Origin of the sequence: Brevundimonas sp. TWP1-3 (genome assembly GCF_049896085.1) — a bacterium.
Lineage (GTDB): Bacteria > Pseudomonadota > Alphaproteobacteria > Caulobacterales > Caulobacteraceae > Brevundimonas.
This window is the reverse complement of record NZ_JAFCTP010000002.1, coordinates 14,587-37,560: the sequence shown is the minus strand read 5'-3', so window position 1 is coordinate 37,560 and position 22,974 is coordinate 14,587. Positions and strand designations below refer to the sequence as shown.

The following is a 22,974-nucleotide window of genomic DNA, read 5'->3' as shown; positions in this document are numbered from 1 at the left end:
CCGTCGTTCTGCTTGTCTTACAGGCCGGGCAGTTTGAAGCCGCCGCTGCGGCGCGGCTGGATCGTGATGGCCTGCTGGCCGCCGGTCAGGGCTTGCAGACGCGCAGCCTCGGTCGTGGCGTCGATGGTCTGTTGGCCTTCGGCGGTCTGACGCGTGGTGGGCGCCTGAGTCGAGGTGTCGTCCTTGCGCCAGAACATCAGGCGGTTGGCGAAGCTTTCGTCCTTGTGCGCCAGGTCGCCGAACTCGTCGTCGATGACGTAGCGGGCCAGAGGGTCGGCCTGTTCGCCGCCGGCCTGGGCCACCAGGACCTGCTCGCCCGGCGTACGGGTGACGGCCTGGCGCTGACCCAGAAGGATCTGACGCGCGGCGCTTTCGGGGGCCAGCTCCTGCGGGCGCGGCTGGCCCGGTGCGGGCGGACGCAGGCCGTATTCGGGCGGAATGCTGAGCGGGGCGGTGGAGACGGTGACGAACTCGTCCGGCACGACCTTGGTCAGGCCGATGCCCTGCTTCAGGCTGCCGCAGGCCGAAACGGCAAGCGCGGAGGAGGCGACGAGGGTCAGGACGGCGACACTGCGGATACGCATGGTTTCAGGCTCTGGTCGGCTGATGCACGAGGCGCTGCGAGAGCGCCGTTGGCATAGTGAAGACGGGTTGATTACGACTTTTCGGGGGCTACGCCAACCTTAGCGGGTTTGTCCGACACCAAGCTGTCCAGAATCAGCAGGACCACGCCGATGGTGATGGCGCTGTCGGCGACGTTGAACACCCAGGGAAAGACGCCCGTGCCCGAGAAGTCGATGAAGTCGACGACATAGCCGAAGCGGATCCGGTCGATCACATTGCCCAGCGCCCCGCCCATCACGAAACCGATGGCGGTGATCAGCAGGCGACGGTTCGACTGGGTCGCCCACCAGGCCAGGCCCGCCGAGACGACGATGGAGAAGATGGCCAGGCCCCAACGGGCCTCGCCGCCGCCGAACAGGCCGAAGCTGACGCCGGTGTTCTCGACCCAGCTGAAGTTCAGGATGGGCGGCAGGACCGGGACGCGCCCGACCTCCTGCAGCATCAGGCCGCTGATTATCCAGGCCTTGGTCAACTGATCCAGGACGATGATCAGAAGGGCGAACACATAGGCGGTGACGGCGAGGCGCGTGATCTTCATGCGGCGCGGTTAGCAGGAAGCGGCGCCGGGGCGAAGCGGAAAACGGCTCGCGTCAGAACAGACTGCCCTGACCGGCCGCAGGCGGCTTCGGTTTGGCGACCGGACGCGGCGAGGCCGGGCGGGGTTCGCCGCCGTCGATGGTTGCGGGTTGAGACCCGTCGCCGAACACCAGCCTGACCGCCTGACCGGCCTCCAGCGCCTTGGCCGAAGTGATCCAGCCGCCGTCCGAATCCTCCACGCGGGCGAAGCCGGGCTTGGGCCGGCCGGGATCCAGCGTGGTCAGCGCCCGCGACAGGGCCGCCAGACGGTCGGCGTCCCGCTCCAGCCGACGCGGCATGACGCCGTCCAGCCGCGCGCCGACGGCGTGAAGCCGGGCCTCACGCTGATCCAGCCGTCGGTGCAGGGGGGCGGGCGACAGGCGGGCCGAGACTTGCAACAGCCGCCGCTCGCCCCGCGCCACGCTGGCCTGAAGGGCCGCGCCCAGCCTGTCGCCCGCGCCGCGCAGCCGGTCCTGGCCCCGCTCGATCCGCGTGCGCAGCAGGGCCGGGCTCAGCTTGCCGCCCGTCACCGCCAGATGCCGTTCGTGCAGGGCGACATTGCGTTGCAGCCCCGACCCTAGGCGACTCGCTGCGTGATCCAGCCGCTGTTGCGCCAGGGCCAGCAGATCCTCCGGCCGTGCCGGCAGGCCGCGCGCCACGGCCCGCAGGCGCGTGCGCCGATCCTCGATCAGCCGCCCGCCCGCCTGAACCACGCGCCGGTCCATGTCGGCGACCGCGTATCTCAGGTCCGCCAGCACCGGCGTCGCCATTTCCGCCGCGCCGGTCGGGGTCGGGGCCCGTCGATCCGACACAAAGTCGATCAGGGTCGTGTCCGTCTCGTGCCCCACGGCCGAGATGATCGGGATGCGCGCCGCCGCCACGGTGCGGGCCAGGCCTTCGTCGTTGAAACACCACAGGTCCTCGACCGACCCGCCGCCGCGCGCGACGATCAGCAAGTCGGGGCGCCGGATCGGCCCGTCCGCCGTCATGGCGTCGAACCCGCGGATGGCGTTCGACACCTGGCCGCACGCCGCCTCGCCCTGAACCACCACGGGCCAGACGATCACCCGGCAGGGCCAGCGTTCGGCGATCCTGTGCAGCACATCGCGGATCACCGCCCCGGTCGGGCTGGTGATCACGCCGATGACGGCGGGGAAGGCGGGCAGGGCCTTCTTGCGGCCCGGCTCGAACAGGCCCTCCTCGCGCAGTCGAACCTTCAGCCGCTCCAACTGGGCCAGCAGGGCGCCGGCCCCCGCCGCCTCCATGCTCTCGATCACGATCTGATAGGAGGAACGCGCCGGATAGGATGTGATCTTGCCGGTGACGATGACTTCCAGCCCGGCCTCGGGGTGCACGCCAAGGCCGCGCGCCGATCCCTTCCACACCACGCCGTCGATGGCCGACTTGTCGTCCTTCAGCGTCAGATAGATGTGGCCCGAGGCGTGGCGATTGACCTTGGAGATTTCGCCCCGCAACCGCACATGGCCGAACCGATCCTCCAGCGTGCGCTTCAGCGCAAAGGACAGCTCCGAAATCGACAGTGGCGGATTGTTGTCGCGCGGGGCAGGGGCCTCGGCCGGGCCTTCGAACACATAGGAGTCGTCGCTCATCGGCCCATCCTAGCCTGCGTCGATCCGCGCGGGAACGCCGCGTGCGCCTCGCCGTTCGACTTTCATGGCAGCCGACCCACCTGGAACCGATCCGTCCGACCAGAACCCGCGTGAGCGTGACCTCGAACGTCGCGCTGGAGGCGGCGGCGCCATGAGCCCGTGGCTGATCATCGGCTGCATCATTCTGCTGGGGGTGGGCGTCTATGTCGCCTCTGCCCTGCTCTAGATCGTCAGGAAACCCATGAACCGTCTTGTCTCCCTTGCCGCTGTCCTCTGCCTGACCGGTGTCGCCGCCTGTTCGGATCGCGACGACGATGTCGTCCAGGCGCCAGCGCCGGGCGCCGCGCCCGTCGCCCTGCCGGACCAACAGGCTGACACGGCGGCGACGAACGCCGCCCTGGCCTTCAACATGACCCGCGACCAGCTGGAGGATGCGGACCTGTATTCCCGCACCGACGTCGATCTGGGCGATGTCGAAACCCTGGTGCTGGATGCCTCCGGCGCCCTGACCCATCTGGTGATCGAGCTGGAAGGGCCGGGCGACATGAAGGTGCGGGTGCCGGTCGCCGACGTGGCGCCGATCGACCGCAACGGCGACAGGGATCTGGTCACCGACCTGACGGCCGGCCAGCTTCAGGCCCTGCCGGCCTGGACGCCGCCCGCACGCTGATTGGGCGCTGAATGCGGCGTTAAGTCTGACGGGTGCTTGACCGGCCGGCGACGGCCGGTCATTGCCCGGTCTCATGAACATTCTTCTCGTCGGATCGGGCGGCCGCGAACACGCCCTGGCCTGGAAGATCGCCCAGTCGCCGCTGGTCACGCGTCTGGTCGCCGCGCCCGGCAACCCCGGCATCGAGAAGCTGTGCGAGCTTCGCGCGATCAAGGCCGACGACGCCGACGGGCTCGCGGCTCTAGCTCGCGAGATCAAGGCCGACATGGTCGTGGTCGGACCCGAAGTGGCTCTGGCCGCCGGTCTAGCCGACCGTCTGGCCTCGGCGGGCATCCCCTGTTTCGGCCCCACGGCCAAGGCGGCGCAGCTGGAGGTTTCCAAGGCCTTCTCCAAGGCCTTCCTCGAACGCCACGAAATCCCCACCGCCGGCTACGGCGTCTATGACACGGTCAAAGACGCCAAGGCGGCTCTGGACGTGTTCAAACCGCCCTATGTCATCAAGGCCGACGGCCTGGCCGCCGGCAAGGGCGTGGCCATCAGCCCCGACCGCCCCGACGCCGAGGCCGAGATCGAGCGGATGCTGGGCGGTCGCTTCGGCGCGGCCGGCGCCCGCGTCGTGATCGAGGAGTTCATGGACGGCGAGGAGGGCTCGCTGTTCGCCCTGTGCGACGGTCAGCGCGCCCTGCTGTTCGGCGGCGCCCAGGACCACAAGCGCGCCTTCGACGGCGACCTGGGGCCCAACACCGGCGGCATGGGCGCCTATTCGCCCGCCCCCGTCTTTACGCCCGACCTGGTCCAGCAGGCTGACGAACTGATCGTTCAGCCGACCATCCGCAAGATGGCCGAGGAGGGCGCGCCCTATCGCGGCGTCCTCTACGCCGGTCTGATGGCGACCGACGAAGGCCCCAAGGTGGTCGAGTTCAACGCCCGATTCGGCGATCCGGAATGTCAGGTGCTGATGATGCGGATGGCGGGCGACATCGTTCCGTATCTGCTGGGCTGTGCGCGCGGCGACGTGTCGGGCCTGGCTTCGCCCGCCTTCAAGCCCCAGACGGTGATCTGCGTGGTCATGGCCGCCAAGGGCTATCCCGACAGTCCGCTGGAAGGCTCGATCATCCGCGGCGCCGATCAGGACTTCGGTCCTCACGTCCAGGTCTTCCACGCCGGGACGAAGCGCCGCGACGACGGGTTGCTGGCCGCCTCTGGCGGTCGCGTCCTGAACGTCTGCGCCGAGGGCGACGACATCGCCCAGGCCCGTGAACGCGCCTATGACGCCATCAAGAAGATCAACTGGCCCGGCGGCTTCAACCGCTCCGACATCGGCTGGCGGGCGCTGGACCGGGGCTGACCGTATCGGCGGGGTGTGGTAGGGTCTGACCCATGGCTGATCCTGCAATCGATCACGACGACGAAGACCTGTTCTCGACGCCTGACGACGCGGCGGACGAGGCCGCAACCTTGCGGGGGCTGGCGGACGCAGCGGCGGGACGGGTCGTCGACAACGAAACCGTCATGCGTTGGGTCGAGTCGTGGTCGACGGCCAATCCGCTGCCCCGGCCGAAATGCGGCTAGTCGTCTGGACGGATCAGGCGCTGAGCGATCTTGAGGACATCAGCCTCTATATCGCAGACTTCAACCCAGCCGCCGCAGCGCGTTTCTTCATTCGATTGAAGGCCGCTGCCGAAAGCCTGGCGCATTTTGCAGACAGAGGGCGGCCCGCCATTCATGGAACGCGCGAGCTGACCCTCGTGAAGCCTTACCTGATCCGCTACGCAATCCTGCCGGATCGGGTGGAGGTCGTAACCATCCGGCACTCCGCCCGACGGCCCGAACGCTAAGCCCTACGCCGCTGCGAACAGCAGCCGGCCTTCGCCCATGCGTTCGCGCAAGCCTGGCAGGTCGGTGTGGGCGACCGAGAAGCATCCGTAGCTGCGGCCCAGCTTGCCTTCGCGCGCCAGGAAGTCCGGGTCGGCATAGTCGGCGCCGTGGATGATGATGGCCCGCTCGCGCGCCTTGTCGTTGGAGTATTCCAGTCCGTCCAGCAGGACGTTCGGTCCCTGCTGTGCGCCCCAGTTGGCGCCGGCGGTGGCGTAGGCGCCGACCGAGGACATGTTGGAATCCGGCGTGTTCGAGAACCGCTGGGCGAAGCCGGTGTGGGCCGGATCGGACCCGCGACCGTGGCAGGTGCGCAGGACCTTGACCTCGCCGGCGACCAGATCGACTTCGTACAGGCGTTCCTCGCCCGAGAACTTCTGGAAATCGACCAGATACATCCGGTCGCGCAGCGGCAGGTGGCGGTGATGGGTGTCCAGCGCGGTCATGGCGCGCTCCATAAGCTCCTTGCGCACGTGACCGCGGGGATCCAGCGGCGGAGGCGTCAGGGCGGCGGTCTGTACCGTCGGCAGTCCGACCTGCGGCATCGCGATCGGGGCTCCGGTCTGAGCCGTGGTCAGCGGCGCCTTGGCGCTTGCGCTGGCGCATCCCGCCAGCATGGCCGATCCACCCAGAATTAGCCCTCGTCTCGATAGCCGCATGCGACGCCCTCGTTGCGGTTGGTCTTGAGGCGTGTTTGTTTCAGTTGGTTACGGCCGAGGCAACCTGAGCCTTGTGGGGCCATTTTGCGGCCAACGTGTCGCGGGGAGAGATCGATGAAGCGTTTCGGAATTGCGCTGGCCGCACTGATGGCGTCTGCCGCAGGCGCTGAGGCCCAGCAAAGCCCCACGGGTGTTGGGGTTTCATCGCAATCCACGACAACGTTCGTCGAGGCCGGAAGGTTGCTGGCGGACCCGTCGAACGGCGTTGTGCAGCGCGGTAAAACTCTCGTGATCAGAGGGAACCAGGTCGTCGAAGTGCGCGACGGCTTCGTCGGCGACCCTTCTCAAGGCAAGGTGGTGGACCTTAGGGAGGCCTTCGTCCTGCCCGGACTGATCGACAGCCACGTCCATCTGACGGGCCAGCAGAACCCGAATTCGCGGCTGGAAGAGGTCACCCTGTCCGACGCGGACCAGGCCATGGTCGGCGCCCGCTACGCCCGCCGCACCCTGATGGCCGGCTTCACGACGGTGGCAGACCTGGGCGCCTCCAACGAAGCGATCTTCGCGCTGAGGAATGCGGTCAAGACCGGCGACGTGCCGGGGCCGCGCATCATCGCGTCGGGCTCGTCGGTTTCGATCCACGGCGGTCATGGCGACATCAACGGCTATCGCGACGACGTCATGCACCTGCTGTCGTCCGAGAGCATCTGCTCGGGGCCCGAGGACTGCATGCGCGCCGTCCGCACTCAGGTTCGCGCCGGCGCCGACATCATCAAGATCACGGCCACGGGCGGGGTCCTGTCCAACACCGCCGCCGGTCTGGGCCAGCAGTTCAGCGATCCCGAACTGACCGCCATCGTCGACAGCGCCCACCGCATGGGCCGCCAGGTCACAGCCCACGCTCACGGGGTGGACGGGATCAACGCCTTCCTGCGCGCGGGCGGCGATTCCATCGAACACGGCACCTATCTGGACGACCAGTCGATCCGTCTGTTCAAGTCGAACGGCGCCTGGCTGGTGCCGACCCTGCTGGCCGGCGATTTCGTGGCCCGAATCGCGTCCGGCCCGGACAACTTCTTTACACCCGCCCAGACGGCCAAGGCGCTGGAGGCCGGGCCAAAGATGCTGGACATGGCGCGGCGCGCGCATGAGGGCGGGGTCAAGATCGCCTTCGGCACCGACAGCGGCGTCTCGGCCCACGGCGACAATGCGCAAGAGTTCGCGCTTCTGGTCCGCGCCGGCCTGACCCCGCTGGAGGCCATCCAGGCCGCCACCGTCGGCGCCGCCGAACATCTGCGGATTTCCAGCGAGGCCGGAAAGATCGCGCCGGGCATGCCCGCCGATATCGTCGCCGTGTCGGGCGATCCTCTGTCCGACGTGACCGAGCTGGAGCGGATGAGGTTCGTGATGAAGTCCGGCGTGGTCTATCGCGCCGACTGAATCCGCGTCATCAGGAAGGCGGCGAAGGCCGCCTCGTCCTCGAACCGGGCAACGACCGGCCAGGCCGTGACATGCGCGCGCTGGTCGGGCCTCAGCCGGACCCAGTCCTTTTCGGTAGTGACCAGCCCAGCGTCGAACACCGCCGCCCGACCCGTCAGGAACACCATGGTCTCGGCGCTATAGGCCGCATGATCGGGGAAGGGGACGAAGTCCGCCAGGTCGCAGCCCGCCGCCTTCAGCGACCGCTCGACCTTCCACGGCTTGGCGATGCCGGCGAACCCGACCTGTGGCCCCGACGGCGGCGGCCCCTCTGGCGTCAGGCGCGCGACGAAGACGGGCAGGGCGCCGAACACCGCCAGCAGTTCGGGATCGGCCTCGTCCACATCGGTCGGCAGCATGACCACCACGGCGTCGGCGCGCGCCAGCCCGGCCTTCAGCGGCTCGCGCATCGGGCCGGAGGGAAAAACCGATCCGTCCCCGAACGGCCATTCGTCTCCGCGCGTCTCGCCGTCCACGACGATCAGACTGACGGTCTTCTGCAGCGCCGGGTTCTGATGGCCGTCGTCCAGCACCAGGGCTTGCGCCCCGCCCGCGACCGCAGACCTGGCGCCCGCGACACGGTCCCGCGCGATCCAGGTCGGCGACCCCTGCGCCAGCATCAGCGGCTCGTCCCCGACATCCTCGGCCGTATGGACGTCAGGATCGACCCGCACGGGGCCTTCCAGCCGCCCGCCATAGCCGCGCGACAGGCCTTGCGCCTCGACCCCCGCCGCCCGCAGCAGCCGCAGGGCCTCGCGCGCCACCGGCGTCTTGCCCGATCCGCCCACCGTCAGATTGCCGACAGAGATCACCGCACAGCCGGGATCGACCGGCTCGGCTCGCGCGATCCGACGCGCGGTCACGGCGGCCCAGATCCAGCCCAAGGGCTTCAGCACGGTGCGCGTCACCCGCGCATGGTTGCTGTCGCGGATGTACCACCAGCGTGGCGTGTTCAGCTTCATCGCCTGGACCGCCTTTGCGGCGTCAGCGGGGCCAGCAGCGCCCACAGCCGCTCCAGCCCGCCACCCGCTTCGACCGACGCGCGGCGTCCGCGCTCGCCCATGGCCTTGGCCGCGTCCAGATCCGCCAGCAGCGGCTCGATCACGCCCGGCAGGTCCCACGGCGCCTGAACCAGCACCAGCCCGCCCGCCTCTGCGAGCGCGGAGGTCACCGGCGCCCAGTTGGAGGCATCCGGTCCCGTGATCGTCGGCTTGCCCAGTCGCGCCGGCTCCAGCGGATTGTGCCCCCCGACCGGCGGCAGGCCCAGGGCCGGGGCGAACGAGCCGCCCATCACCACCACGTCCGCCAGCCGCAGGAACAGGCCCATCTCGTTCAGCGTATCGGCCAGATAGATGTCGGTGTCCGGCCCGATCACCTCGCCGCGCGATCGCATGGCGAAGGCGTATCCCTCGCGCTGCAGGGCCTGGGCGATGTGCGGTCCGCGCTCGGGGTGGCGCGGCGCCAGGATCAGGCAGACGCGGTCGCCCAGCCTGTCCAGCGCCCGCACGATGGCGACTTCCTCGCCCTCATGGGTGCTGGCGGCGACGATCACAGGCCGGTCGCCGATGGCGGCGGACAGACGGCTGAAGGCCGCCGGGTCATGCGGCAACGGCTCGCCCGACAGTTTCAGGTTCACCAGGCCGTCGATCCGCGCCCCCATGCCCTCAAGCCGCTGGGCCGAGACCGCATCCTGGGGCAGGACCAGGTCGAAGGCGCCGGTCAGCGCCCGCGCCGAGGCCGGAAACCGCGCCCAGCCCTCGACGGTCTTTTCGGTGATGCGCGCGCTGACCAGGGCCAGTTTCATGCCGCGCCGCTTCGCCTCCAGCAACAGATTGGGCCAGATTTCGCTTTCGACGAAGACCGCCAGACCCGGCCGCCAGTGATCCAGGAACCGCTCGATCACGCCCGGCGCATCGACCGGCGCATACTGATGGATCACGCCTTCGGGCAGTCGCTGAGCCAGGATTTGAGCCGAAGTCACGGTGCTGGACGTCACCAGCACCGTCAGGTCCGGCCGCGCCTTCACGAACCGCTCGACCACGGGCAGCAGCGACAGGCTCTCGCCCACGCTGACGCCGTGCAGCCAGACCAGATCGCCCGCCGGCCGTTCCGCGCGGGTGAAGCCCATCCGCTCATCCACCCGCACGGGGTCTTCCTTGCCCCGCCGCGCGCGCGCATCCAGCAGGCGCGGCGCCAGCGGCTCCAGCGCGCGGGTCGCCAGCCGATAGGCGATCAACGGCAGGGGCGTCACGGTTGCATCCTCACGGTTTCAGGCCCGTGATCTCATCGGCCCGCGCCTCGACGGCGTTCAGCCGTGCGGTCCAGTCGGCGATCACCTCGGCCATGTCGGCGCCTTGCGGATAGTCCGCGCGGTCCCAGACGATGGCGCCCTTGCCGAACGGCATAGGCACGACGCCGCGATCCCAGCTGTTCACCCGGATCGCCGGGCTGCAGGAGATGCCGATGAACAGGGCCGGCGCCTTGGACATCTTCGCCATCAGCGGCAGGCCCTCGGCCATGACCTTGGCAGGACCACGCGGTCCGTCGGGCGTGATGGCCAGGGCTCCGACCTTCAACTGTTTCAAACCGTCGCGCAGCGCTTGCGATCCGCCCTTGGCCGCCGCCGCCTTGTCCTTGTTGGCTGACGATCCGCGCACGGCGGGGATCCCCAGGCGCGCGACGGCCTTGGCGAAGAATTCGCCGTCCGCCGACAGCGAGATCAAGCCCTTGGCGGGTTGGGCCTCGCCCTGCGGCCATGAGGCGGGGGCTAGCCCGATACGGGAGTGCCAGAAGACGCACAGCACCCCGCCGCCCGCGCGCCAGATCTCTTCGGCGACCGAACGGTTCTCGTGCGTCCAGCGGATGGTGGCGAAGCAGAACCGCATCCATTGCGCCAGGGTCCAGGCCAGGGCGGACTGGATGACGGGATTGCGCAGCGGCCTCACGCGACGGTCTCGACACTGACCGGCACACCGTCCAGCGACTGCTGGCGGGCCAGGCGGGAATAGAGGCCGCCCCTGGCGACAAGGGCGTCGTGCGACCCTTCCTCGACCACCCGGCCGGCCTCGATCACATAGATGCGGTCGGCGTTGCGAACGGTCGACAGTCGGTGGGCGATCATCAGGGTGGCGCGGCCTTCCATCAGCCGCTCCAGCGCCGCCTGGACCAGGGCCTCGCTCTCGGTGTCCAGTGCGCTGGTCGCTTCGTCCAGCAGCAGGATCGGCGCGTCCTTGACGAAGGCGCGGGCGATGGCGATCCGCTGGCGCTGGCCGCCTGACAGACGCAGGCCCGCCTCGCCCGCGCGGGTGTCATACCCCTCAGGCAAGGCGGTGATGAAGTCGTGGGCGGCGGCCGACCGCGCGGCCTCTTCGATCTGGGCCTGGGTGGCGCCCGGTCGGCCATAGGCGATGTTGGCGGCGATGGTGTCGTCGAACAGGAAGGGCTCCTGCGTCACCAGGGCGATATGGTCGCGCAGGTCGTGGATGCGTAAGGCCCGCACGTCGGCGCCGTTGATCGTCACCGCCCCGCCCGTCACGTCATAGAAACGCGGCAACAGGCTCAGGATCGTGCTCTTTCCCCCACCCGACGGCCCGACCAGGGCCACCGTCTCGCCCGGCGCGACCCGCAGCGATACGGCGTTCAGTGTCGGCGCCCCGCCGGGGGCATAGGCGAACGACACCTGGTCCAGCACCACCTCGACCGGCCCGGGCGCCAGAGGCGCGGCATCCGGGGCCTCGCGAATCTCGGCCTCGATGTCCAGGGCGCCGAACAGGCGACGCGCGGCGGTGAAGCCCTCGCTCATCACTGTCGCCAGATTGGTCACCTGACGCAGGGCTTGCCCTGCGGCCAGCAACATGCCGATGAAGGCGGCGAACCCGCCCACCGTCATCTCGCCCGACTGCGCCCGCCATCCGGCATAAGCCATCACGGCGGCGACGACGATATAGGCCACCAGATCGCTGGACGGACCGGCGAAGGCGCGGGCGTTGGCGCCCTTGATCACGTGACGCTGGCGCCGGGCCACCACCTCGGCGACACGGCCCTGTTCGGCCGCTTCGCGGTTCTCGATCTTGATCAGTCGAACCCCGTCCAGGTTTTCCATCAGGGCGGTGGACAGGTTCTCGGTCTCGGCCATGGCGCCCTGGGCCGCCTTGCGCGTCTTGCGTCCGAACCGGCGCAGCACCAGCGCCACCAGCGGCACGCCCAGCAGCACCACCATGGTCAGCTGCCAGTCGATGAAGCCCATGTAGATCAGCACCGCGATCAGGGTCAGCAGGTTCTGGGTGTAGTTGACAACGCCCGAGGTGAAGGCCTCGCGCACCATGTTGGCGTCGAACAGGACCGAAGAGACGAAGCCGCCCGAATGCTGGCTGCGCAACCGAGCCAGGTCGGCGCGGATCATGGCCCCGAACAGGCGAATCTGGATGTCGCCGACGATGGTGTGGCCCAGCCGGTTGACCAGGGCCGCCTGGCCCAGCGCCGCCAGGGTGCGCGCCACAGCCACCGCCAGAATGGCGACCGGGATCCAGATCACCGCCTTGTCGGCCGGGAAGCTGAAGACGCCGAATAGGCTGATGGGCTCCGTCCCGCCCAGGAACAGCCCGTTGATTGCGGGCTCCAGCAGCTTCAACAAGGCCGCCGTCAGCAGGCCCGTCATCGCCGCGCACAGGACCGATAGGATCAGCGATCCCTTGTGCCGGGACAGATAGTCGCGCCAGATCCGCGCCAGCAGGGCGCGCAGGGGCATGGTGTCTGAGGCGGCGACGGTCATCGCCTCTCGGTCGTCCGAGCCGCCGTTCAAGTCAAGGCTTGTCCGGCGACGGTTCCAGCGTGCGGCCCTGTTCGTCGGCGCGGATCAGGGTTTCGCCCGGTGCATCCTCGATCCTGACGGCAGGGGCGACGGTCGGGTTGGGGGCATAGCGACGCCCATCGAACGGCACGGCGGCCTCATACCCCTGGGTGATGCCGCCCCCGGCGACATAGACGCCCAGATCGTGACGGCCGTGGGTCTGCTGTTCCAGCAGCCGGATGGGCGCACGGGCGACGCTGATCTCACCGACCAAGCGATAGGTCTCGCCCGTTCGGTCCAGCACCAGCAGTCGGCACCCGCCCGACCCGCACCAGTTCGGACCTGTCAGATAGACCAAGGTGGTGCCGCCGTCGGGTGTGATCGAGGCCGTATATCGGGTGGTGTCCAGCGCCTCTTTGGCCCTTTCGCGCAGATAGGCGATCAGGGCCTGATCCTCGGGCGGCGTCTGGGCGACGGCCACGCCCGCGCAAAGGCTGGCCACGACGGCGGCGGTTGCGGCGAGGATTTTCATGTGGACCTCCTGTTCTTGACGAACATTCCAACGCATCAGGATCGAGATCGGATGACGCGGCGGCGTCGGATCGCTATCTGGCGGGCATGGCGCGCTTCGACCTCTCGACCGCGATGGGCCGTTTCCGGGCGCATTGGCATTATTTCTGGGCCGACCACGCGTTTCTGCGCGTGGCGTTTTCCAACGCCCACTGGCTGGGGCCGGACCTGGTGCGCACCAACCAGCCATCGCCGCGCCAGCTGGCCTATTGGAAGAAGAAGGGCGTCAAGACCGTCATCAACCTGCGCGGCGAACGCGACGAGGGCTATTACTGGCTGGAGAAGGAGGCCTGCGAACGGCTGGGTCTGACCCTGATCGACGCTCCGCTCGATTCGCGCGATCCGCCTCAGACGGACCGCATCCACCGCGCCCGCGAGCTGTTCAAGACCATCCAGTATCCGGTGCTGATCCACTGCAAGTCGGGCGCGGATCGGGCCGGGATGATGGCGGTCTTCTATCGCCACTTTCACCTGGGCGAACCGATCTCGGTGGCCATGAAACAGCTGTCCAAGAAATACCTGCACTCGCGCGAGGGGCTGACCGGCGTGCTTGACTACACGCTGGAGAAATACGTCGCCGAGATCGAGCCTCGGGGGATCAGCTTCATCGACTGGGTCGACAGCCCAGACTACGATCCCAAGGCCATCCGCGCCGAGTTCAAGGCCGGCTGGTGGGGCACGCTGCTGACCGACAAGCTGCTGCGGCGGGAGTAGGGGCGAACCAACCCACCCGTCACCATCGGGCTTGTCCCGAGGGCCCACGGCGGCCGCGCATTCGAACATCAGAGCCGTCGCGCAGCTTCTTTGGTCGCGTCAGCCCAACGGTGGGCCCTCGGGACAAGCCCGAGGGTGACGGATTTGAGGTTGGGCCTCAGCCCCAGGGACCAGTCTTCGGTTCCTCGCCGCCTTCGCCGTTCGCCCGCGCCTCGGCCGCCAGTTCGGCGTCGCGCCGCGCCTTGCGGTCGGCTTCCCACCTCTTGAACCAGCGAGCGTAGTTGATGTGCCCGCGCAGCGAGAAGCTGAACAGCGCCAGCACCGCCAGCAGGCTGACCAGTTGAAAGATCTGTTGCGGTTCCAGGTTCATGATCGTCCTCGCATACAGACTAAACGTCGGATCGGGGCGCCGGTTCGGCTCCCCGATGTCGCAGGATCAGGCCGCGTCGCCGCGCGGGTCGATCAGCTTGTGGGCGTGCAGGATGAAATAGCGCATGTGGGCGTTGTCCACGGTCGCCTGGGCGCGGGCCTTCCAGGCCTTCTTGGCCTCGTCATAGCTGCCGAAGGCGCCGACGAATTCGACCTGCGACAGGTCGCGGAAGGTCGGCTCGCCCAGGTGACGAAGCTCGCCGCCGATGACGATGTGCAGAAGTTGCGGCGGGACGGCGTTCTGATCGGTCATCGAAAATCCTGAAGGCTGGGCCCGAAGGCAGGGGAGGGGCTTTGCGCGCGGCATAGGCCGAGAACGCCCAAGGATCAATGTGGGGCGGGGTTTTTCCACCCCCGGCTTAGGTCGATACAGGCACGTTTTTACAGCGCCGCACGATCATCGGCTGGATGATCGGGGCCGCGCAGACCAGGCTGGCCTGGCGCGGGTCGGGTCGGTTGAAGGCCCACGGCCGCCCGTGGTGATCGCTGACCTTGGCGCCCGCCTCCTGGGCGATCAGCCAGCCGGCGGCGACGTCCCAGTCCCACTTCGGCGTCAGGGCCAGGGCGGCGTCGAAGGCGCCGGCGGCGACCAGAGCCATCCGATAGGCCAGGGCGTTGCGCTTCTCGAACCGCATCGGCGGCCAGGGCTCGTCGTCGAAATAGGGCGCTTCGATCAGTCGCGCATCGCCCAGGATCGAGGCGTCCTCCAGCGTATCCACGTCCGAGGCCCTGATCGCCCGGCCGTTGCGCCGCGCCCCGCCGCCGCGCACAGCCACATAGGTCTCCTCGACTTCGGGCGCGTGGATGACGGCGGCGACGACCTCGCCGTCCTCGACCACGGCGATGGGCACGCACCACCACGGCGTCCGCTTCATATAGGCGACGGTCCCGTCGATGGGATCGACGATGAAGATGCGCCGCTTCGACAGCCGCTCGGGCGAGTCCGCCGTCTCCTCCGACAGCCAGCCATAGTCGGGCCGCGCCGACAGCAGCCGGTCCTTCAGCATGGCGTCCACCTTCAGGTCGCCGCTGGTGACGGGCGAGCCGCCGACCTTGGACTCGATCTTCAGCCCGGCCTCGCGTTCGGCGATCGCCAGCGCCCCGGCGTCGATGGCCGCCTGGCGGATCAGGTCGAGATCGGATTCAAGATCGGTCATTTGCCCGCGATGGCCACCGCGTCGAACATCAGGCTGGGCACGTTGAACCCGCCCCGGAACTCCAGGTCCGATCCGCGCTGGAGGCGTAGATACAGGTCGGTCAGCTTGCCGGCCACTGTCACCTCGTTGACCGGATAGGCGATCACGCCGTTCTCGAACCAGAGGCCCGACACCCCGGCGGACCAGTCGCCGGTGTTTCCGTTCAGCGACGGCCCGAACATCGAGGTCACCAGCAGGCCGGTCCCCGCATCGGCCATCAGGCCCGCCAGATCCTGCTCGCCGGGCTCCATGTGCAGGTTGTGGGTCGAGACGCCCGACGGTCCCGCCAGGCCCCGCGACGCATGGCCGGTGGATTGCAGACCCAACTGCCGTGCCGATGCGCTGTTCAACAGCCAGGTCGTTAGGACGCCGTTGTCGAACAGGGCGCGCTTCTCGACCGCCACGCCTTCGTCGTCGAACGGGGTGGAGCCCATGCCGCGCGGACGGAACGGATCGTCGATCAGGGTGACGCCCTCGGCGAACACCCGCTGACCCAGCCGCTCCTTCAGGAAGGAGGTGCCGCGCGCGATGGAGGGGCCGGAAATGGCGCCGATGGCTGGAGACACGATCTGGCCCGACATGCGGTTGTCGAAGATGACGGGGGCGGTGGTCGAGGCGATCTTGCGCGCGCCGGTGCGGGCGACCGCGCGCTCGCCGGCCGTGCGTCCGATCAATTCGGCGCCGGGCAGGTCGGACAGGTGGCGCATCGAACGGCTCTCGCCGCCGCGCTCCATCGCCCCGTCCTTTTCCGCGATGACGCCAACGCCCAGCGAGAAGGCCGAACCCTCATAGGCGCCGTCGAACCCGTGCGAGGTCACCAACCGCCAGCGACTGGACGACCATGAGGCATGGCCGCCTTCCGACCGCGCCACGCCTGTCACGGCCAGGGCCGCCGCTTCCGCCTCGGCCGAGGCCTGTTCCAGGATTTCGGCGCTACGTTCGGTGGGATCGAACAGGTCCAGGTCGACGAACGGCCCGCGCGCCAGACGATCTTGCGGGGCGAAACCGGCGTTGGGATCTTCCTGCGCCAGGCGGGCCATGGCCACGGCCCGCTCGACCAGCCGCGCCTGTGTCGCGGGCGACAGGTCCGATGCCGAGACCGACGCCTGGCGCTGGCCCACGAAGACCCTCAGGCCCAGGTCGCGCGACTCCTCGCGTTCGACGTCTTCCAGCTTTCCGTTGCGCACCCCTACCGACAGGGAGCGGCGATCGGCGCTGACCGCCTCGGCGGCGTCGGCGCCGGCCCTCAGGGCCGCCTTGACGATGTCGTTGAGAAGATCGGTGGAAACGGGCGCAGCCAGGGTTTCAGTCATGCCCCGATATGGCGGACGGCTTGCTGCACCGCAACCGCGTCAGACAACGGCGAAGGCGATCAGGCCGACGGCGGCGCTCAGCAGCGCCACCCAGGTCAGCAACATGCCGATCACACGTCCCAGCGACGGCCCGGTCTGGAACAACAGGCCCAGGGCATGGACCACCCGTCCGACCAGCAGGGTCGCACCCACCCCGTGCACCATCCAGGCCGGCGCGCCCACGGCGGCCAGCAGCAGCATGGCGATCATGCCAGGCGTCGCATATTCCACCAGATTGCCGAAGGCCCGGCTGGCGGCCATCAGGTCGGGGTTCCCGCCGTCCCCGAACGAGACCATATGCTTGCGTCGTCCGCTGACCACGACGCCCGACAGCACCAGCATCATCAGGATCAGCAGGCCGCTCCACAGGGCGGCGGCCTGGACGGCGTACATCAGGGGTGTGGTCATCGATCAGTCCTCGCGCCCCACGGGATAGAGCAGATAGTGGTCGTCATAGAATGGCGTGCGTTCGTAGAACCAGGCCAGACGCGCCTGCGGATCGGCCGCGAACGCCGCGTCGGCCGCCAGCTTCGCCTCGAACTCGGCCTTCAGCGCAGGGTCCGCCGCCATCATCTTGTCCGCCAGCGGCGCGATGGCATAGGCCTCGATATATTCGACCCGGCTCATGACCTCGGGGAACATGCCCCACGCGAAGAAGCTTTCGCTCGACTGCGGCTCCAGCAACAGGACGACAATGTCGCCCAGCGGCTGATCGGTCGGCACACGCACCGAACCCGTGGGGAAGGTCCAGTCGCGGCGCTCGACCTCGACCGTCTTCACCGAGGCCTGGACGTGGCCCTCGTTGGTCCGCGTCGCCAGCTTCGGCTCGACCAGACGCAGCATCGACAGGTTCACGGTGCGCGCAGCCTCGACCGTCTCCATCGCGATCCCGTGCATCTTCAGTCGCTCGATGATGTCGGTGCGATAACCCGGCACCCAATAGGCGGTCGGTCGCGTCAGGGTCAGGGTCGGTTTGGAGCCATAGAAGGGCATCTGCCACAGCTCGGGATCGGGCCGGCCCAGCCAGCGGATCTCCTTACGGCCCGACGCGGCGCTGTCGTACATCTCGTACAGTATGCCCTTGAACGGCCGGGTGGACGACGGCGTCTCGTCGGCCTCGAAGTTGGCGGGGATCTGCGCCGGGCGCAGGGCCTTGTCCTGCTCGGTCGCGGCCCTCAGACCCGCGCCCTGATCGGCCAGCAGCCGCATCGCCTCCTCGATGAAGACATAGGTGCCCAGCACCCGCTGCTCGTGCGGTTTCAGGCTGTGGTTCTCGATCAGGATCGTGGGAACGTGCGCCGCCGAGCCCCAGCCGTTGGAGAACCGCTCGCCCAGGCCGCCGTCCGACAGGCCCTTCCTGGGTTCGTCGTCATCCATGCCGAACACCAGTTCGCCGGGGATGTGACCCTCCCGTTCCAGCGCCGCATTCATCGCGGGCTTGAAGATCGAATCCAGCCAGGCCGAGCCGTTGGGCGAGCGGCTGAACGCCCCGTCCTCGCCGTTGAAGCCATAGGTGACGTCGTACTGGTAATCCATGCCGTCGGTGACGTGGACGTCCACATACAGATCCGGCCGGTATTTCAGGATCAGGCCGCGAACCGCCCGCATCTCGGGCTGGTCCAGTTTCAGATAGTCGCGGTTCAGGTTTTGGTTGGTCGCCGTATTGCGCCAGCCCTGGATGCGTGGCCCGCGCTGGTTTGGCCGGGAATAGGCCGACGCTCGCTCATGGCCGTCCACGCTCAGGATCGGGATCAGGATCAGATTGACCCGGTCCAGCAGGGCGTCCTTGCCGTAGAATGCGATGTCGCGCAGCACCATCATGCCCGCGTCCTTGCCGTCGATCTCGCCGGGGTGGATGCCGGCCTGGATCATCAGCACGGGCTTGGCCGGATCGAACGCAGCCCCATCCTTGGACGCGATCACCGCATAGATCGGCCGTCCCTCGGGCGAGACGCCGAACTGTTCGATGCGGATCAGGTCGCTGGCCTGATCCAGCCGGTCGAACCAGGCGCGGGTGTCGGCATAGTCGGGCGAGAAATCATGGCCCCGATCGGCCTCGAACGGCGTCACCCAGGGATCGGAGGCGGGGCGCAACAGGCTCTTTGACGCCCCGTCCCATGCCGGCGCAGGCGGCAGGAAGGGTTGGTCCCAGGGCGCGATATTGGACAGGACGGGCGGCCGGGACGGCGACTGAGACATGGCTGGACTCACGCTACAGGCTAGGACGGCAAGAAGGGCCGACATCAGGGAAATCGATCGCATGGCCTTTCGTGAGCCGATTGGCTCAGCCTGACAAGCGGTCACCCGCCGCCGCCCAGCGCAGGCGCCCACCCGCCGGCCTTCAGCAGCAGCGCCGCCGAGTTCCCCATCTGCCAAAGACTGTAGAGCAGCACGACGACCAGTGCTCCGACCGCAACCCTGCGCCATGGCGCGAAGGCCGCCGTCGCCGTGCCGATCACGAAGATGGCGACGCCGGTCCACAGGCGCACCGAACTGGCGACTTGGGCAAAGCCGGGATTGAGCTGGGCCAGGATGATCACGATCACGGCGACGATCAGATTGGCCGCCAGAATACAGCTGAACACCAGCCGTCGGTGGGCCCAGAAATGGTCGTCCAGGTCGATCCGCTCTTCGCCGCCCTCGGCCGAAACGCGCGGGAAGGTCACGCTGGCCGCCACGTAGAAGGTCGCGGCGATGGCCAGCGAGACGATCAGCACGAAGGTGTTGAACGGCGCGCCCCTGAAGATTACCCAGGCCTGGTTCCAGAAGGTGGCGATGTCGATAGCGACGAACAGGGCCAGCAGCGGCGTCAGCCAGCCGAACCGGATCCGCCGCTTCTCATGCAGCACCCGCGCAAACCCGCCCACCAGTTCGGCGACCGAAAGGCCCAGCAGCAGGCCATAAAAGCTGAAGAAGAATTCGAACGCGCTCACATCGCCCCCCGGCGTGACCAAGAGCCAAGCTTACTTCCAGATCGGTGTTCCGTCGCCGGGCAGGCCCAGCCGGTCCCACATGTCGGAAACCCGTTCGATCACAGCCTCGTCCATGCGGATTTCCTCGCCCCATTCGCGCTTGGTCTCGGGCGGCCATTTGTCGGTGGCGTCCAGGCCGATCTTTGAACCCAGGCCGCTCTCGGGGCTGGCGAAGTCCAGATAGTCGATGGGCGTCGACTCGATCACGGTGATGTCGCGCGCCGGGTCCATCTTGGTCGAGATGGCCCACATGACGTCCTTCCAGTCGCGGGCGTCGATGTCGTGGTCCACGACGATGACCCATTTGGTGTACATGAACTGGCGCAGATAGCTCCAGACGCCCAGCATCACCCGCTTGGCGTGGCCCGGATAGGCCTTCTTCATCGACACCACCGCGATCCGGTAGCTGCACCCCTCGGGCGGCAGCCAGAAGTCGACGATCTCGGGGAACTGCTGGCGCAGCAGGGGAATGAACACCTCGTTCAGCGCCTCGCCCAGCACCGATGGTTCGTCCGGCGGGCGGCCCGTGAAGGTGGTCAGATAGATCGGGTTCTTGCGCATGGTGATCGCGCTGACCTGAAACACCGGGAACTTCTCGATCGAGTTGTAATAGCCGGTGTGGTCGCCGTACGGACCCTCGTCCTCGAACTCGTCCAGCAGGACGTGGCCTTCCAGCACGATCTCGGCCTGGGCCGGCACCATCAGCGGCACGGTCTTGCACGCAACCAGCTCGGCCTTCGCGCCCCGCATCAGGCCGGCGAACTGATATTCCGATAGGGTGTCCGGCACCGGCGTCACCGCCGCCAGGATCGTCCCCGGATCGGCGCCCAGCACGATGGCGCAGGGCAGGGGCTCCGTGGGCCGGGCCTTCTTGTGCCGCGCATAGTGTTGCGCCCCGCCCCGATGCGCCAGCCAGCGCATGATCGCCCTGTCCTTGCCCAGGACCTGCATCCGATAGATGCCCAGGTTGAAATCGTCCTCGCGGTCCTCGCTCGGCCCCTTGGTCACCACTAGGCCCCAGGTGATCAGGGGCGCCGGCTCGCCCGGCCAGCACGACTGGACGGGCAGGGCGGTCAGGTCGATCTGGTCGCCCTTCAGCACCACCTCTTGCACGGGCGCCTTCTTCACCACCTTGGGCCGCATCGACATGACGGTCTGCATCAGCGGCAGCATTTCCATCGCGTCGCCCAGGCCGCGAGGCGGCGTCGGATTGCGCAGGAAGGCCAGCAGTTCGCCGACCTCGCGCAGTTCGCCCGCCGTGGTGCGGTCCTTGCCCTCCAGCGTCACCCCCATGGCGACCCGTTTCACCGTACCGAACAGATTGGCCAGGCAGGGGATGGGGCTGATCGTTCCGTCCGGCATCACCGGTTTTTCGAACAGCACCGCCGGCCCGCCGTTCCTCAGCAGCCGGGTCTGGATTTCGGTCATCTCCAGCACGGTGGAGACGGGTTCGGACACCCGCACCAGCTCGCCCTGAGCTTCCAGCTGGTCGATGAAGTCACGCAGGGATTTGTAGGCCATATCGGAGGCTTAAGCGGGACGCGGCCCGCTGTCACGCGTCGCGCGGCCGAACACGCGATCCAGCGCGACCAGCGCTAGCCCCACCAGCAGGAAGAAGACCAGCAGCGCCCCGAAGATCATCACGACCCGCCCCAGTCCCAGCTGATCCACATTGACGAACCCATAGGGCCACCAGTGCGTCGCCAGGCCGTGGATCAGCGTCCACCCGCCATAGATCAACGGAAAGGCCAGCCATTTCGCCGGGTCGATCCAGCGCAGCCGGCCCTTTGGCGTGAACCACAGCCAGTCCAGCACGAAGGCGGCCGGCATGACGTAGTGCAGCACCACATTGACCAGCAGCGACCAGCCGGTGGGGTTCCAGTAGGGATGCAGCAGGAAATGATAAACCAACCCGACCACCACGATATACATGGCGACGGCCGCCCGAACGCCCTCGCTGGCGCTCCATCGGCCCAGTCTGGAGCCCTCGCCCAGAAGCGGGCCGGTGAAGGCCAGGGCGACCAGGATGTTGGTCAGGATGGTGAAGAAGCTGAAGTAGTTGATCGTCCGCTCCAGCACCGTCCATCCCTGAACCGGCGCCACCATCAGCAGATATTGAAGCGCGAGCGCGGTCCAGCCCACGACGGCGAATGTCGCGCGCCACAGCCTGGGCTGGTCCCGTTTGCGAAACACCGGCGCCTCCGTCGATCAGGCGGCAGTCTTGTCCCATTCGAACGCGGGGTCCAGCCAGTCGCCCAGTCGCTCGCCGCGATCCAGCGCATCCATCCGCTGCATCTCCTCGTCCGTCAGGGCGAAGTCGAAGATGTCGAAGTTCTCGCGCGCCCGGCTTTCCTTGGTGGTGCGGGGAATGGCGATGATCCCGTGCTGGATCAGCCAGCGCAGGGTGATCTGACCATTGGTCTTGCCGTGAGCCTTGGCCAGTTCGCTGATGGTGGCGTCGTCGGCGATCTTGCCCTGGGCCAGCGGCGACCAGGCGGTGATCGACGAGCCCAGCTCGGCCGCCGTGGCGACCAACTGATCGATGCCGAGATAGGGATGGTGCTCGACCTGATCGGTGATCAACCGCGCCTTGGACAGGCCCTGCGCCTGACGGAACTCCTTGGACGGGAAGTTGGACAGGCCGATCGACTTGGTCAGGCCTTGGTCCTTTGCGGCGTTCAGCGCGCCCAGCGTCTCCTCGAACGACGGCGTCGTCTTGGGCCAGTGCAACAGCAACAGGTCCGGCGTCGTGCCCAGGCTGTCGGCCGATTCCTTGGCCTGTTTCAGCAGGGCGTCATGGGTGAAATGCTCGACCCAGATCTTGGTCGTCAGGAACAGGTCCTCGCGCGCCACGCCGGAATCGCGGATGCCTTCGCCCACCGCCTGCTCGTTCTTGTAGATCCAGGCCGTATCGATGTGGCGATATCCGATCCGCAGCGCCTCGGCGACCATGCGCCGCGCATCCGCCGGCTCAAGCTGCCAGGTGCCGAAGCCGAGCAGGGGGATTTCGATTCCATCGACGGTGATCGTGGGTTGGTCGCCATAGGCCATGGGGCGCGCCTTCGCTGCATTCAGGGAGCGTGTAATTAGGCGCCCGATCCCGTTCCGGTAAGACGCGGATGCTGTTTCGACAGACTTTTCGGCGCGACCTTGCGCCATCGCCTGTCCAGCGCCGCCTTCAACCAGACCGGATCGACCGTCGCGATCCGCGCCAGGACGATGGGATAGTCGCGATAGTGGTCGGTGAAATGAAACGTCGCCGGGTCCATCTCGATCAGCAAGTCACGCTCATCGCGGTTGTCCAGATGCACCACGATGCTGTCGTCCAGCGTGGGCCTCAGCCAAGTGAAGAACTTCCCCGCCACCTTGAACGACGGCTCCCCATAGGACACGCCGTCCTCCACGCCGGGAAACGAAAACAGCAAGGCCCGAACCTCGTCGTGGGTCATGTCGGTAAGT

Annotated in this window: 27 protein-coding genes; 7 read left to right on the top strand and 20 right to left on the bottom strand. The window is 67.9% G+C overall.

Annotated elements, in window-relative coordinates:
• Positions 1 to 17: 17 nt before the first annotated feature.
• The 3 genes from ACP693_RS12135 to xseA form a co-directional block, all read right to left on the bottom strand.
• Positions 18 to 584: a DUF3035 domain-containing protein gene (locus tag ACP693_RS12135; RefSeq protein WP_426019734.1), complete on the bottom strand. Its 567-nt coding sequence runs from the start codon at positions 582 to 584 to the stop codon at positions 18 to 20.
• Between the two features lie 71 nt (positions 585 to 655).
• Positions 656 to 1,162 (bottom strand): signal peptidase II, encoded by a 507-nt coding sequence (gene lspA / locus ACP693_RS12130; protein ID WP_426019732.1) that lies wholly within the window; start codon positions 1,160 to 1,162, stop codon positions 656 to 658.
• 52 nt (positions 1,163 to 1,214) lie between these two features.
• Positions 1,215 to 2,810: an exodeoxyribonuclease VII large subunit gene (gene xseA / locus ACP693_RS12125; RefSeq protein ID WP_426019730.1), complete on the bottom strand. Its 1,596-nt coding sequence runs from the start codon at positions 2,808 to 2,810 to the stop codon at positions 1,215 to 1,217.
• Positions 2,811 to 2,874: 64 nt separating this feature from the next.
• Between xseA and ACP693_RS12120 the strand changes: the two genes are divergently transcribed.
• The 5 genes from ACP693_RS12120 (at position 2,875) to ACP693_RS12100 (ending at position 5,318) form a co-directional block, all read left to right on the top strand.
• Positions 2,875 to 3,036 carry a hypothetical protein gene (locus ACP693_RS12120; protein WP_426019729.1) on the top strand — a complete coding sequence of 54 codons (162 nt, stop codon included), beginning with the start codon at positions 2,875 to 2,877 and terminating at the stop codon, positions 3,034 to 3,036.
• 15 nt (positions 3,037 to 3,051) lie between these two features.
• On the top strand, positions 3,052 to 3,480 hold the full coding sequence (locus ACP693_RS12115; protein ID WP_426019727.1) for a hypothetical protein: 429 nt from the start codon (positions 3,052 to 3,054) through the stop codon (positions 3,478 to 3,480).
• A 73-nt stretch (positions 3,481 to 3,553) separates the two neighbouring features.
• A complete protein-coding gene (purD, locus tag ACP693_RS12110; protein WP_426019725.1) occupies positions 3,554 to 4,828 on the top strand; it encodes a phosphoribosylamine--glycine ligase in 1,275 nt (424 codons plus the stop codon).
• Between the two features lie 32 nt (positions 4,829 to 4,860).
• The gene (locus ACP693_RS12105; protein ID WP_135195096.1) at positions 4,861 to 5,052 is read left to right on the top strand and encodes a CopG family transcriptional regulator; all 192 of its coding nucleotides are present in this window, start codon (positions 4,861 to 4,863) and stop codon (positions 5,050 to 5,052) included.
• Positions 5,010 to 5,318, top strand: a complete 309-nt coding sequence (locus ACP693_RS12100) for a type II toxin-antitoxin system RelE/ParE family toxin (protein ID WP_236547515.1) — start codon at positions 5,010 to 5,012, stop codon at positions 5,316 to 5,318. The genes ACP693_RS12105 and ACP693_RS12100 overlap by 43 nt, the downstream gene beginning before the upstream one ends.
• A gap of 3 nt (positions 5,319 to 5,321) precedes the next feature.
• Here the strand turns inward: ACP693_RS12100 and ACP693_RS12095 are convergent, their stop codons facing one another.
• The gene (locus tag ACP693_RS12095) at positions 5,322 to 5,972 is read right to left on the bottom strand and encodes a murein L,D-transpeptidase catalytic domain family protein (RefSeq protein WP_425984917.1); all 651 of its coding nucleotides are present in this window, start codon (positions 5,970 to 5,972) and stop codon (positions 5,322 to 5,324) included.
• Positions 5,973 to 6,128: 156 nt separating this feature from the next.
• Here ACP693_RS12095 and ACP693_RS12090 point away from each other — a divergent pair, with 156 nt between their 5' ends.
• Complete coding sequence (locus ACP693_RS12090; RefSeq protein WP_426019722.1) at positions 6,129 to 7,454, top strand: amidohydrolase family protein; 1,326 nt, start codon at positions 6,129 to 6,131, stop codon at positions 7,452 to 7,454.
• Here ACP693_RS12090 and lpxK read toward each other — a convergent pair.
• From lpxK to ACP693_RS12065, 5 genes are read right to left on the bottom strand one after another with little or no spacing between them, the layout of a single operon-like run.
• Positions 7,439 to 8,455 (bottom strand): tetraacyldisaccharide 4'-kinase, encoded by a 1,017-nt coding sequence (gene lpxK / locus ACP693_RS12085; protein ID WP_426020729.1) that lies wholly within the window; start codon positions 8,453 to 8,455, stop codon positions 7,439 to 7,441. The two genes, ACP693_RS12090 and lpxK, sit on opposite strands and share 16 nt — an antisense overlap.
• Positions 8,452 to 9,744, bottom strand: a complete 1,293-nt coding sequence (locus ACP693_RS12080) for a 3-deoxy-D-manno-octulosonic acid transferase (protein ID WP_426019720.1) — start codon at positions 9,742 to 9,744, stop codon at positions 8,452 to 8,454. The genes lpxK and ACP693_RS12080 overlap by 4 nt, the downstream gene beginning before the upstream one ends.
• 10 nt (positions 9,745 to 9,754) lie before the next feature.
• On the bottom strand, positions 9,755 to 10,438 hold the full coding sequence (locus ACP693_RS12075; protein ID WP_426019718.1) for a lysophospholipid acyltransferase family protein: 684 nt from the start codon (positions 10,436 to 10,438) through the stop codon (positions 9,755 to 9,757).
• The gene (locus ACP693_RS12070; RefSeq protein WP_426019716.1) at positions 10,435 to 12,264 is read right to left on the bottom strand and encodes an ABC transporter ATP-binding protein; all 1,830 of its coding nucleotides are present in this window, start codon (positions 12,262 to 12,264) and stop codon (positions 10,435 to 10,437) included. Before ACP693_RS12070 ends, ACP693_RS12075 begins: the two co-directional genes overlap by 4 nt.
• 31 nt (positions 12,265 to 12,295) lie before the next feature.
• Positions 12,296 to 12,814, bottom strand: coding sequence for a hypothetical protein (locus tag ACP693_RS12065; protein ID WP_426019714.1), 519 nt, complete (start codon positions 12,812 to 12,814; stop codon positions 12,296 to 12,298).
• Positions 12,815 to 12,900: 86 nt separating this feature from the next.
• Between ACP693_RS12065 and ACP693_RS12060 the strand changes: the two genes are divergently transcribed.
• Complete coding sequence (locus ACP693_RS12060) at positions 12,901 to 13,566, top strand: fused DSP-PTPase phosphatase/NAD kinase-like protein (protein WP_426019712.1); 666 nt, start codon at positions 12,901 to 12,903, stop codon at positions 13,564 to 13,566.
• Positions 13,567 to 13,723: 157 nt separating this feature from the next.
• Here ACP693_RS12060 and ACP693_RS12055 read toward each other — a convergent pair whose 3' ends face one another.
• The 11 genes from ACP693_RS12055 to ACP693_RS12005 all read right to left on the bottom strand — a co-directional run bounded on the left by ACP693_RS12055 (position 13,724) and on the right by ACP693_RS12005 (position 22,964).
• Complete coding sequence (locus ACP693_RS12055) at positions 13,724 to 13,936, bottom strand: hypothetical protein (protein WP_426019710.1); 213 nt, start codon at positions 13,934 to 13,936, stop codon at positions 13,724 to 13,726.
• A 66-nt stretch (positions 13,937 to 14,002) separates the two neighbouring features.
• On the bottom strand, positions 14,003 to 14,248 hold the full coding sequence (locus ACP693_RS12050; RefSeq protein ID WP_017505336.1) for a DUF4170 domain-containing protein: 246 nt from the start codon (positions 14,246 to 14,248) through the stop codon (positions 14,003 to 14,005).
• A 106-nt stretch (positions 14,249 to 14,354) separates the two neighbouring features.
• Entirely contained in the window at positions 14,355 to 15,152 is a 798-nt protein-coding gene (locus tag ACP693_RS12045) for a 3'(2'),5'-bisphosphate nucleotidase CysQ (RefSeq protein ID WP_426019707.1), read from the bottom strand.
• Positions 15,149 to 16,504, bottom strand: coding sequence for a TldD/PmbA family protein (locus ACP693_RS12040; protein ID WP_426019705.1), 1,356 nt, complete (start codon positions 16,502 to 16,504; stop codon positions 15,149 to 15,151). The genes ACP693_RS12045 and ACP693_RS12040 overlap by 4 nt, the downstream gene beginning before the upstream one ends.
• A gap of 39 nt (positions 16,505 to 16,543) precedes the next feature.
• On the bottom strand, positions 16,544 to 16,951 hold the full coding sequence (locus ACP693_RS12035) for an MAPEG family protein (protein WP_426019703.1): 408 nt from the start codon (positions 16,949 to 16,951) through the stop codon (positions 16,544 to 16,546).
• 3 nt (positions 16,952 to 16,954) lie between these two features.
• Entirely contained in the window at positions 16,955 to 18,805 is a 1,851-nt protein-coding gene (locus tag ACP693_RS12030) for a M14 family metallopeptidase (protein ID WP_426019701.1), read from the bottom strand.
• Between the two features lie 38 nt (positions 18,806 to 18,843).
• Positions 18,844 to 19,476, bottom strand: a complete 633-nt coding sequence (locus tag ACP693_RS12025; RefSeq protein WP_426019699.1) for a hypothetical protein — start codon at positions 19,474 to 19,476, stop codon at positions 18,844 to 18,846.
• 30 nt (positions 19,477 to 19,506) lie between these two features.
• The gene (locus tag ACP693_RS12020; protein ID WP_426019697.1) at positions 19,507 to 21,036 is read right to left on the bottom strand and encodes a UbiD family decarboxylase; all 1,530 of its coding nucleotides are present in this window, start codon (positions 21,034 to 21,036) and stop codon (positions 19,507 to 19,509) included.
• Positions 21,037 to 21,045: 9 nt separating this feature from the next.
• Positions 21,046 to 21,708, bottom strand: a complete 663-nt coding sequence (locus ACP693_RS12015) for a Pr6Pr family membrane protein (protein WP_426019695.1) — start codon at positions 21,706 to 21,708, stop codon at positions 21,046 to 21,048.
• A 15-nt stretch (positions 21,709 to 21,723) separates the two neighbouring features.
• A complete protein-coding gene (locus ACP693_RS12010; RefSeq protein WP_426019693.1) occupies positions 21,724 to 22,566 on the bottom strand; it encodes an aldo/keto reductase in 843 nt (280 codons plus the stop codon).
• 35 nt (positions 22,567 to 22,601) lie between these two features.
• Positions 22,602 to 22,964, bottom strand: coding sequence for an MmcQ/YjbR family DNA-binding protein (locus ACP693_RS12005; protein ID WP_426019691.1), 363 nt, complete (start codon positions 22,962 to 22,964; stop codon positions 22,602 to 22,604).
• Between the last annotated feature and the right edge of the window lie 10 nt (positions 22,965 to 22,974).

What these genes read in the sequence shown, in the direction of transcription:
- purD (WP_426019725.1), top strand. Translation starts at nt 3,554, where the DNA reads ATGAACATTCTTCTCGTCGGATCGGGCGGCCGCGAACACGCCCTGGCC.
- ACP693_RS12040 (WP_426019705.1), bottom strand. Translation starts at nt 16,504, where the DNA reads ATGACTGAAACCCTGGCTGCGCCCGTTTCCACCGATCTTCTCAACGAC.
- ACP693_RS12070 (WP_426019716.1), bottom strand. Translation starts at nt 12,264, where the DNA reads ATGACCGTCGCCGCCTCAGACACCATGCCCCTGCGCGCCCTGCTGGCG.
- ACP693_RS12055 (WP_426019710.1), bottom strand. Translation starts at nt 13,936, where the DNA reads ATGAACCTGGAACCGCAACAGATCTTTCAACTGGTCAGCCTGCTGGCG.
- lspA (WP_426019732.1), bottom strand. Translation starts at nt 1,162, where the DNA reads ATGAAGATCACGCGCCTCGCCGTCACCGCCTATGTGTTCGCCCTTCTG.
- xseA (WP_426019730.1), bottom strand. Translation starts at nt 2,810, where the DNA reads ATGAGCGACGACTCCTATGTGTTCGAAGGCCCGGCCGAGGCCCCTGCC.
- ACP693_RS12095 (WP_425984917.1), bottom strand. Translation starts at nt 5,972, where the DNA reads ATGCTGGCGGGATGCGCCAGCGCAAGCGCCAAGGCGCCGCTGACCACG.
- ACP693_RS12105 (WP_135195096.1), top strand. Translation starts at nt 4,861, where the DNA reads ATGGCTGATCCTGCAATCGATCACGACGACGAAGACCTGTTCTCGACG.
- ACP693_RS12045 (WP_426019707.1), bottom strand. Translation starts at nt 15,152, where the DNA reads ATGACCGATCTTGAATCCGATCTCGACCTGATCCGCCAGGCGGCCATC.
- ACP693_RS12020 (WP_426019697.1), bottom strand. Translation starts at nt 21,036, where the DNA reads ATGGCCTACAAATCCCTGCGTGACTTCATCGACCAGCTGGAAGCTCAG.
- ACP693_RS12135 (WP_426019734.1), bottom strand. Translation starts at nt 584, where the DNA reads ATGCGTATCCGCAGTGTCGCCGTCCTGACCCTCGTCGCCTCCTCCGCG.
- ACP693_RS12090 (WP_426019722.1), top strand. Translation starts at nt 6,129, where the DNA reads ATGAAGCGTTTCGGAATTGCGCTGGCCGCACTGATGGCGTCTGCCGCA.
- ACP693_RS12060 (WP_426019712.1), top strand. Translation starts at nt 12,901, where the DNA reads ATGGCGCGCTTCGACCTCTCGACCGCGATGGGCCGTTTCCGGGCGCAT.
- lpxK (WP_426020729.1), bottom strand. Translation starts at nt 8,455, where the DNA reads ATGAAGCTGAACACGCCACGCTGGTGGTACATCCGCGACAGCAACCAT.
- ACP693_RS12115 (WP_426019727.1), top strand. Translation starts at nt 3,052, where the DNA reads ATGAACCGTCTTGTCTCCCTTGCCGCTGTCCTCTGCCTGACCGGTGTC.
- ACP693_RS12065 (WP_426019714.1), bottom strand. Translation starts at nt 12,814, where the DNA reads ATGAAAATCCTCGCCGCAACCGCCGCCGTCGTGGCCAGCCTTTGCGCG.
- ACP693_RS12010 (WP_426019693.1), bottom strand. Translation starts at nt 22,566, where the DNA reads ATGGCCTATGGCGACCAACCCACGATCACCGTCGATGGAATCGAAATC.
- ACP693_RS12120 (WP_426019729.1), top strand. Translation starts at nt 2,875, where the DNA reads ATGGCAGCCGACCCACCTGGAACCGATCCGTCCGACCAGAACCCGCGT.
- ACP693_RS12005 (WP_426019691.1), bottom strand. Translation starts at nt 22,964, where the DNA reads ATGACCCACGACGAGGTTCGGGCCTTGCTGTTTTCGTTTCCCGGCGTG.
- ACP693_RS12050 (WP_017505336.1), bottom strand. Translation starts at nt 14,248, where the DNA reads ATGACCGATCAGAACGCCGTCCCGCCGCAACTTCTGCACATCGTCATC.
- ACP693_RS12030 (WP_426019701.1), bottom strand. Translation starts at nt 18,805, where the DNA reads ATGCGATCGATTTCCCTGATGTCGGCCCTTCTTGCCGTCCTAGCCTGT.
- ACP693_RS12035 (WP_426019703.1), bottom strand. Translation starts at nt 16,951, where the DNA reads ATGACCACACCCCTGATGTACGCCGTCCAGGCCGCCGCCCTGTGGAGC.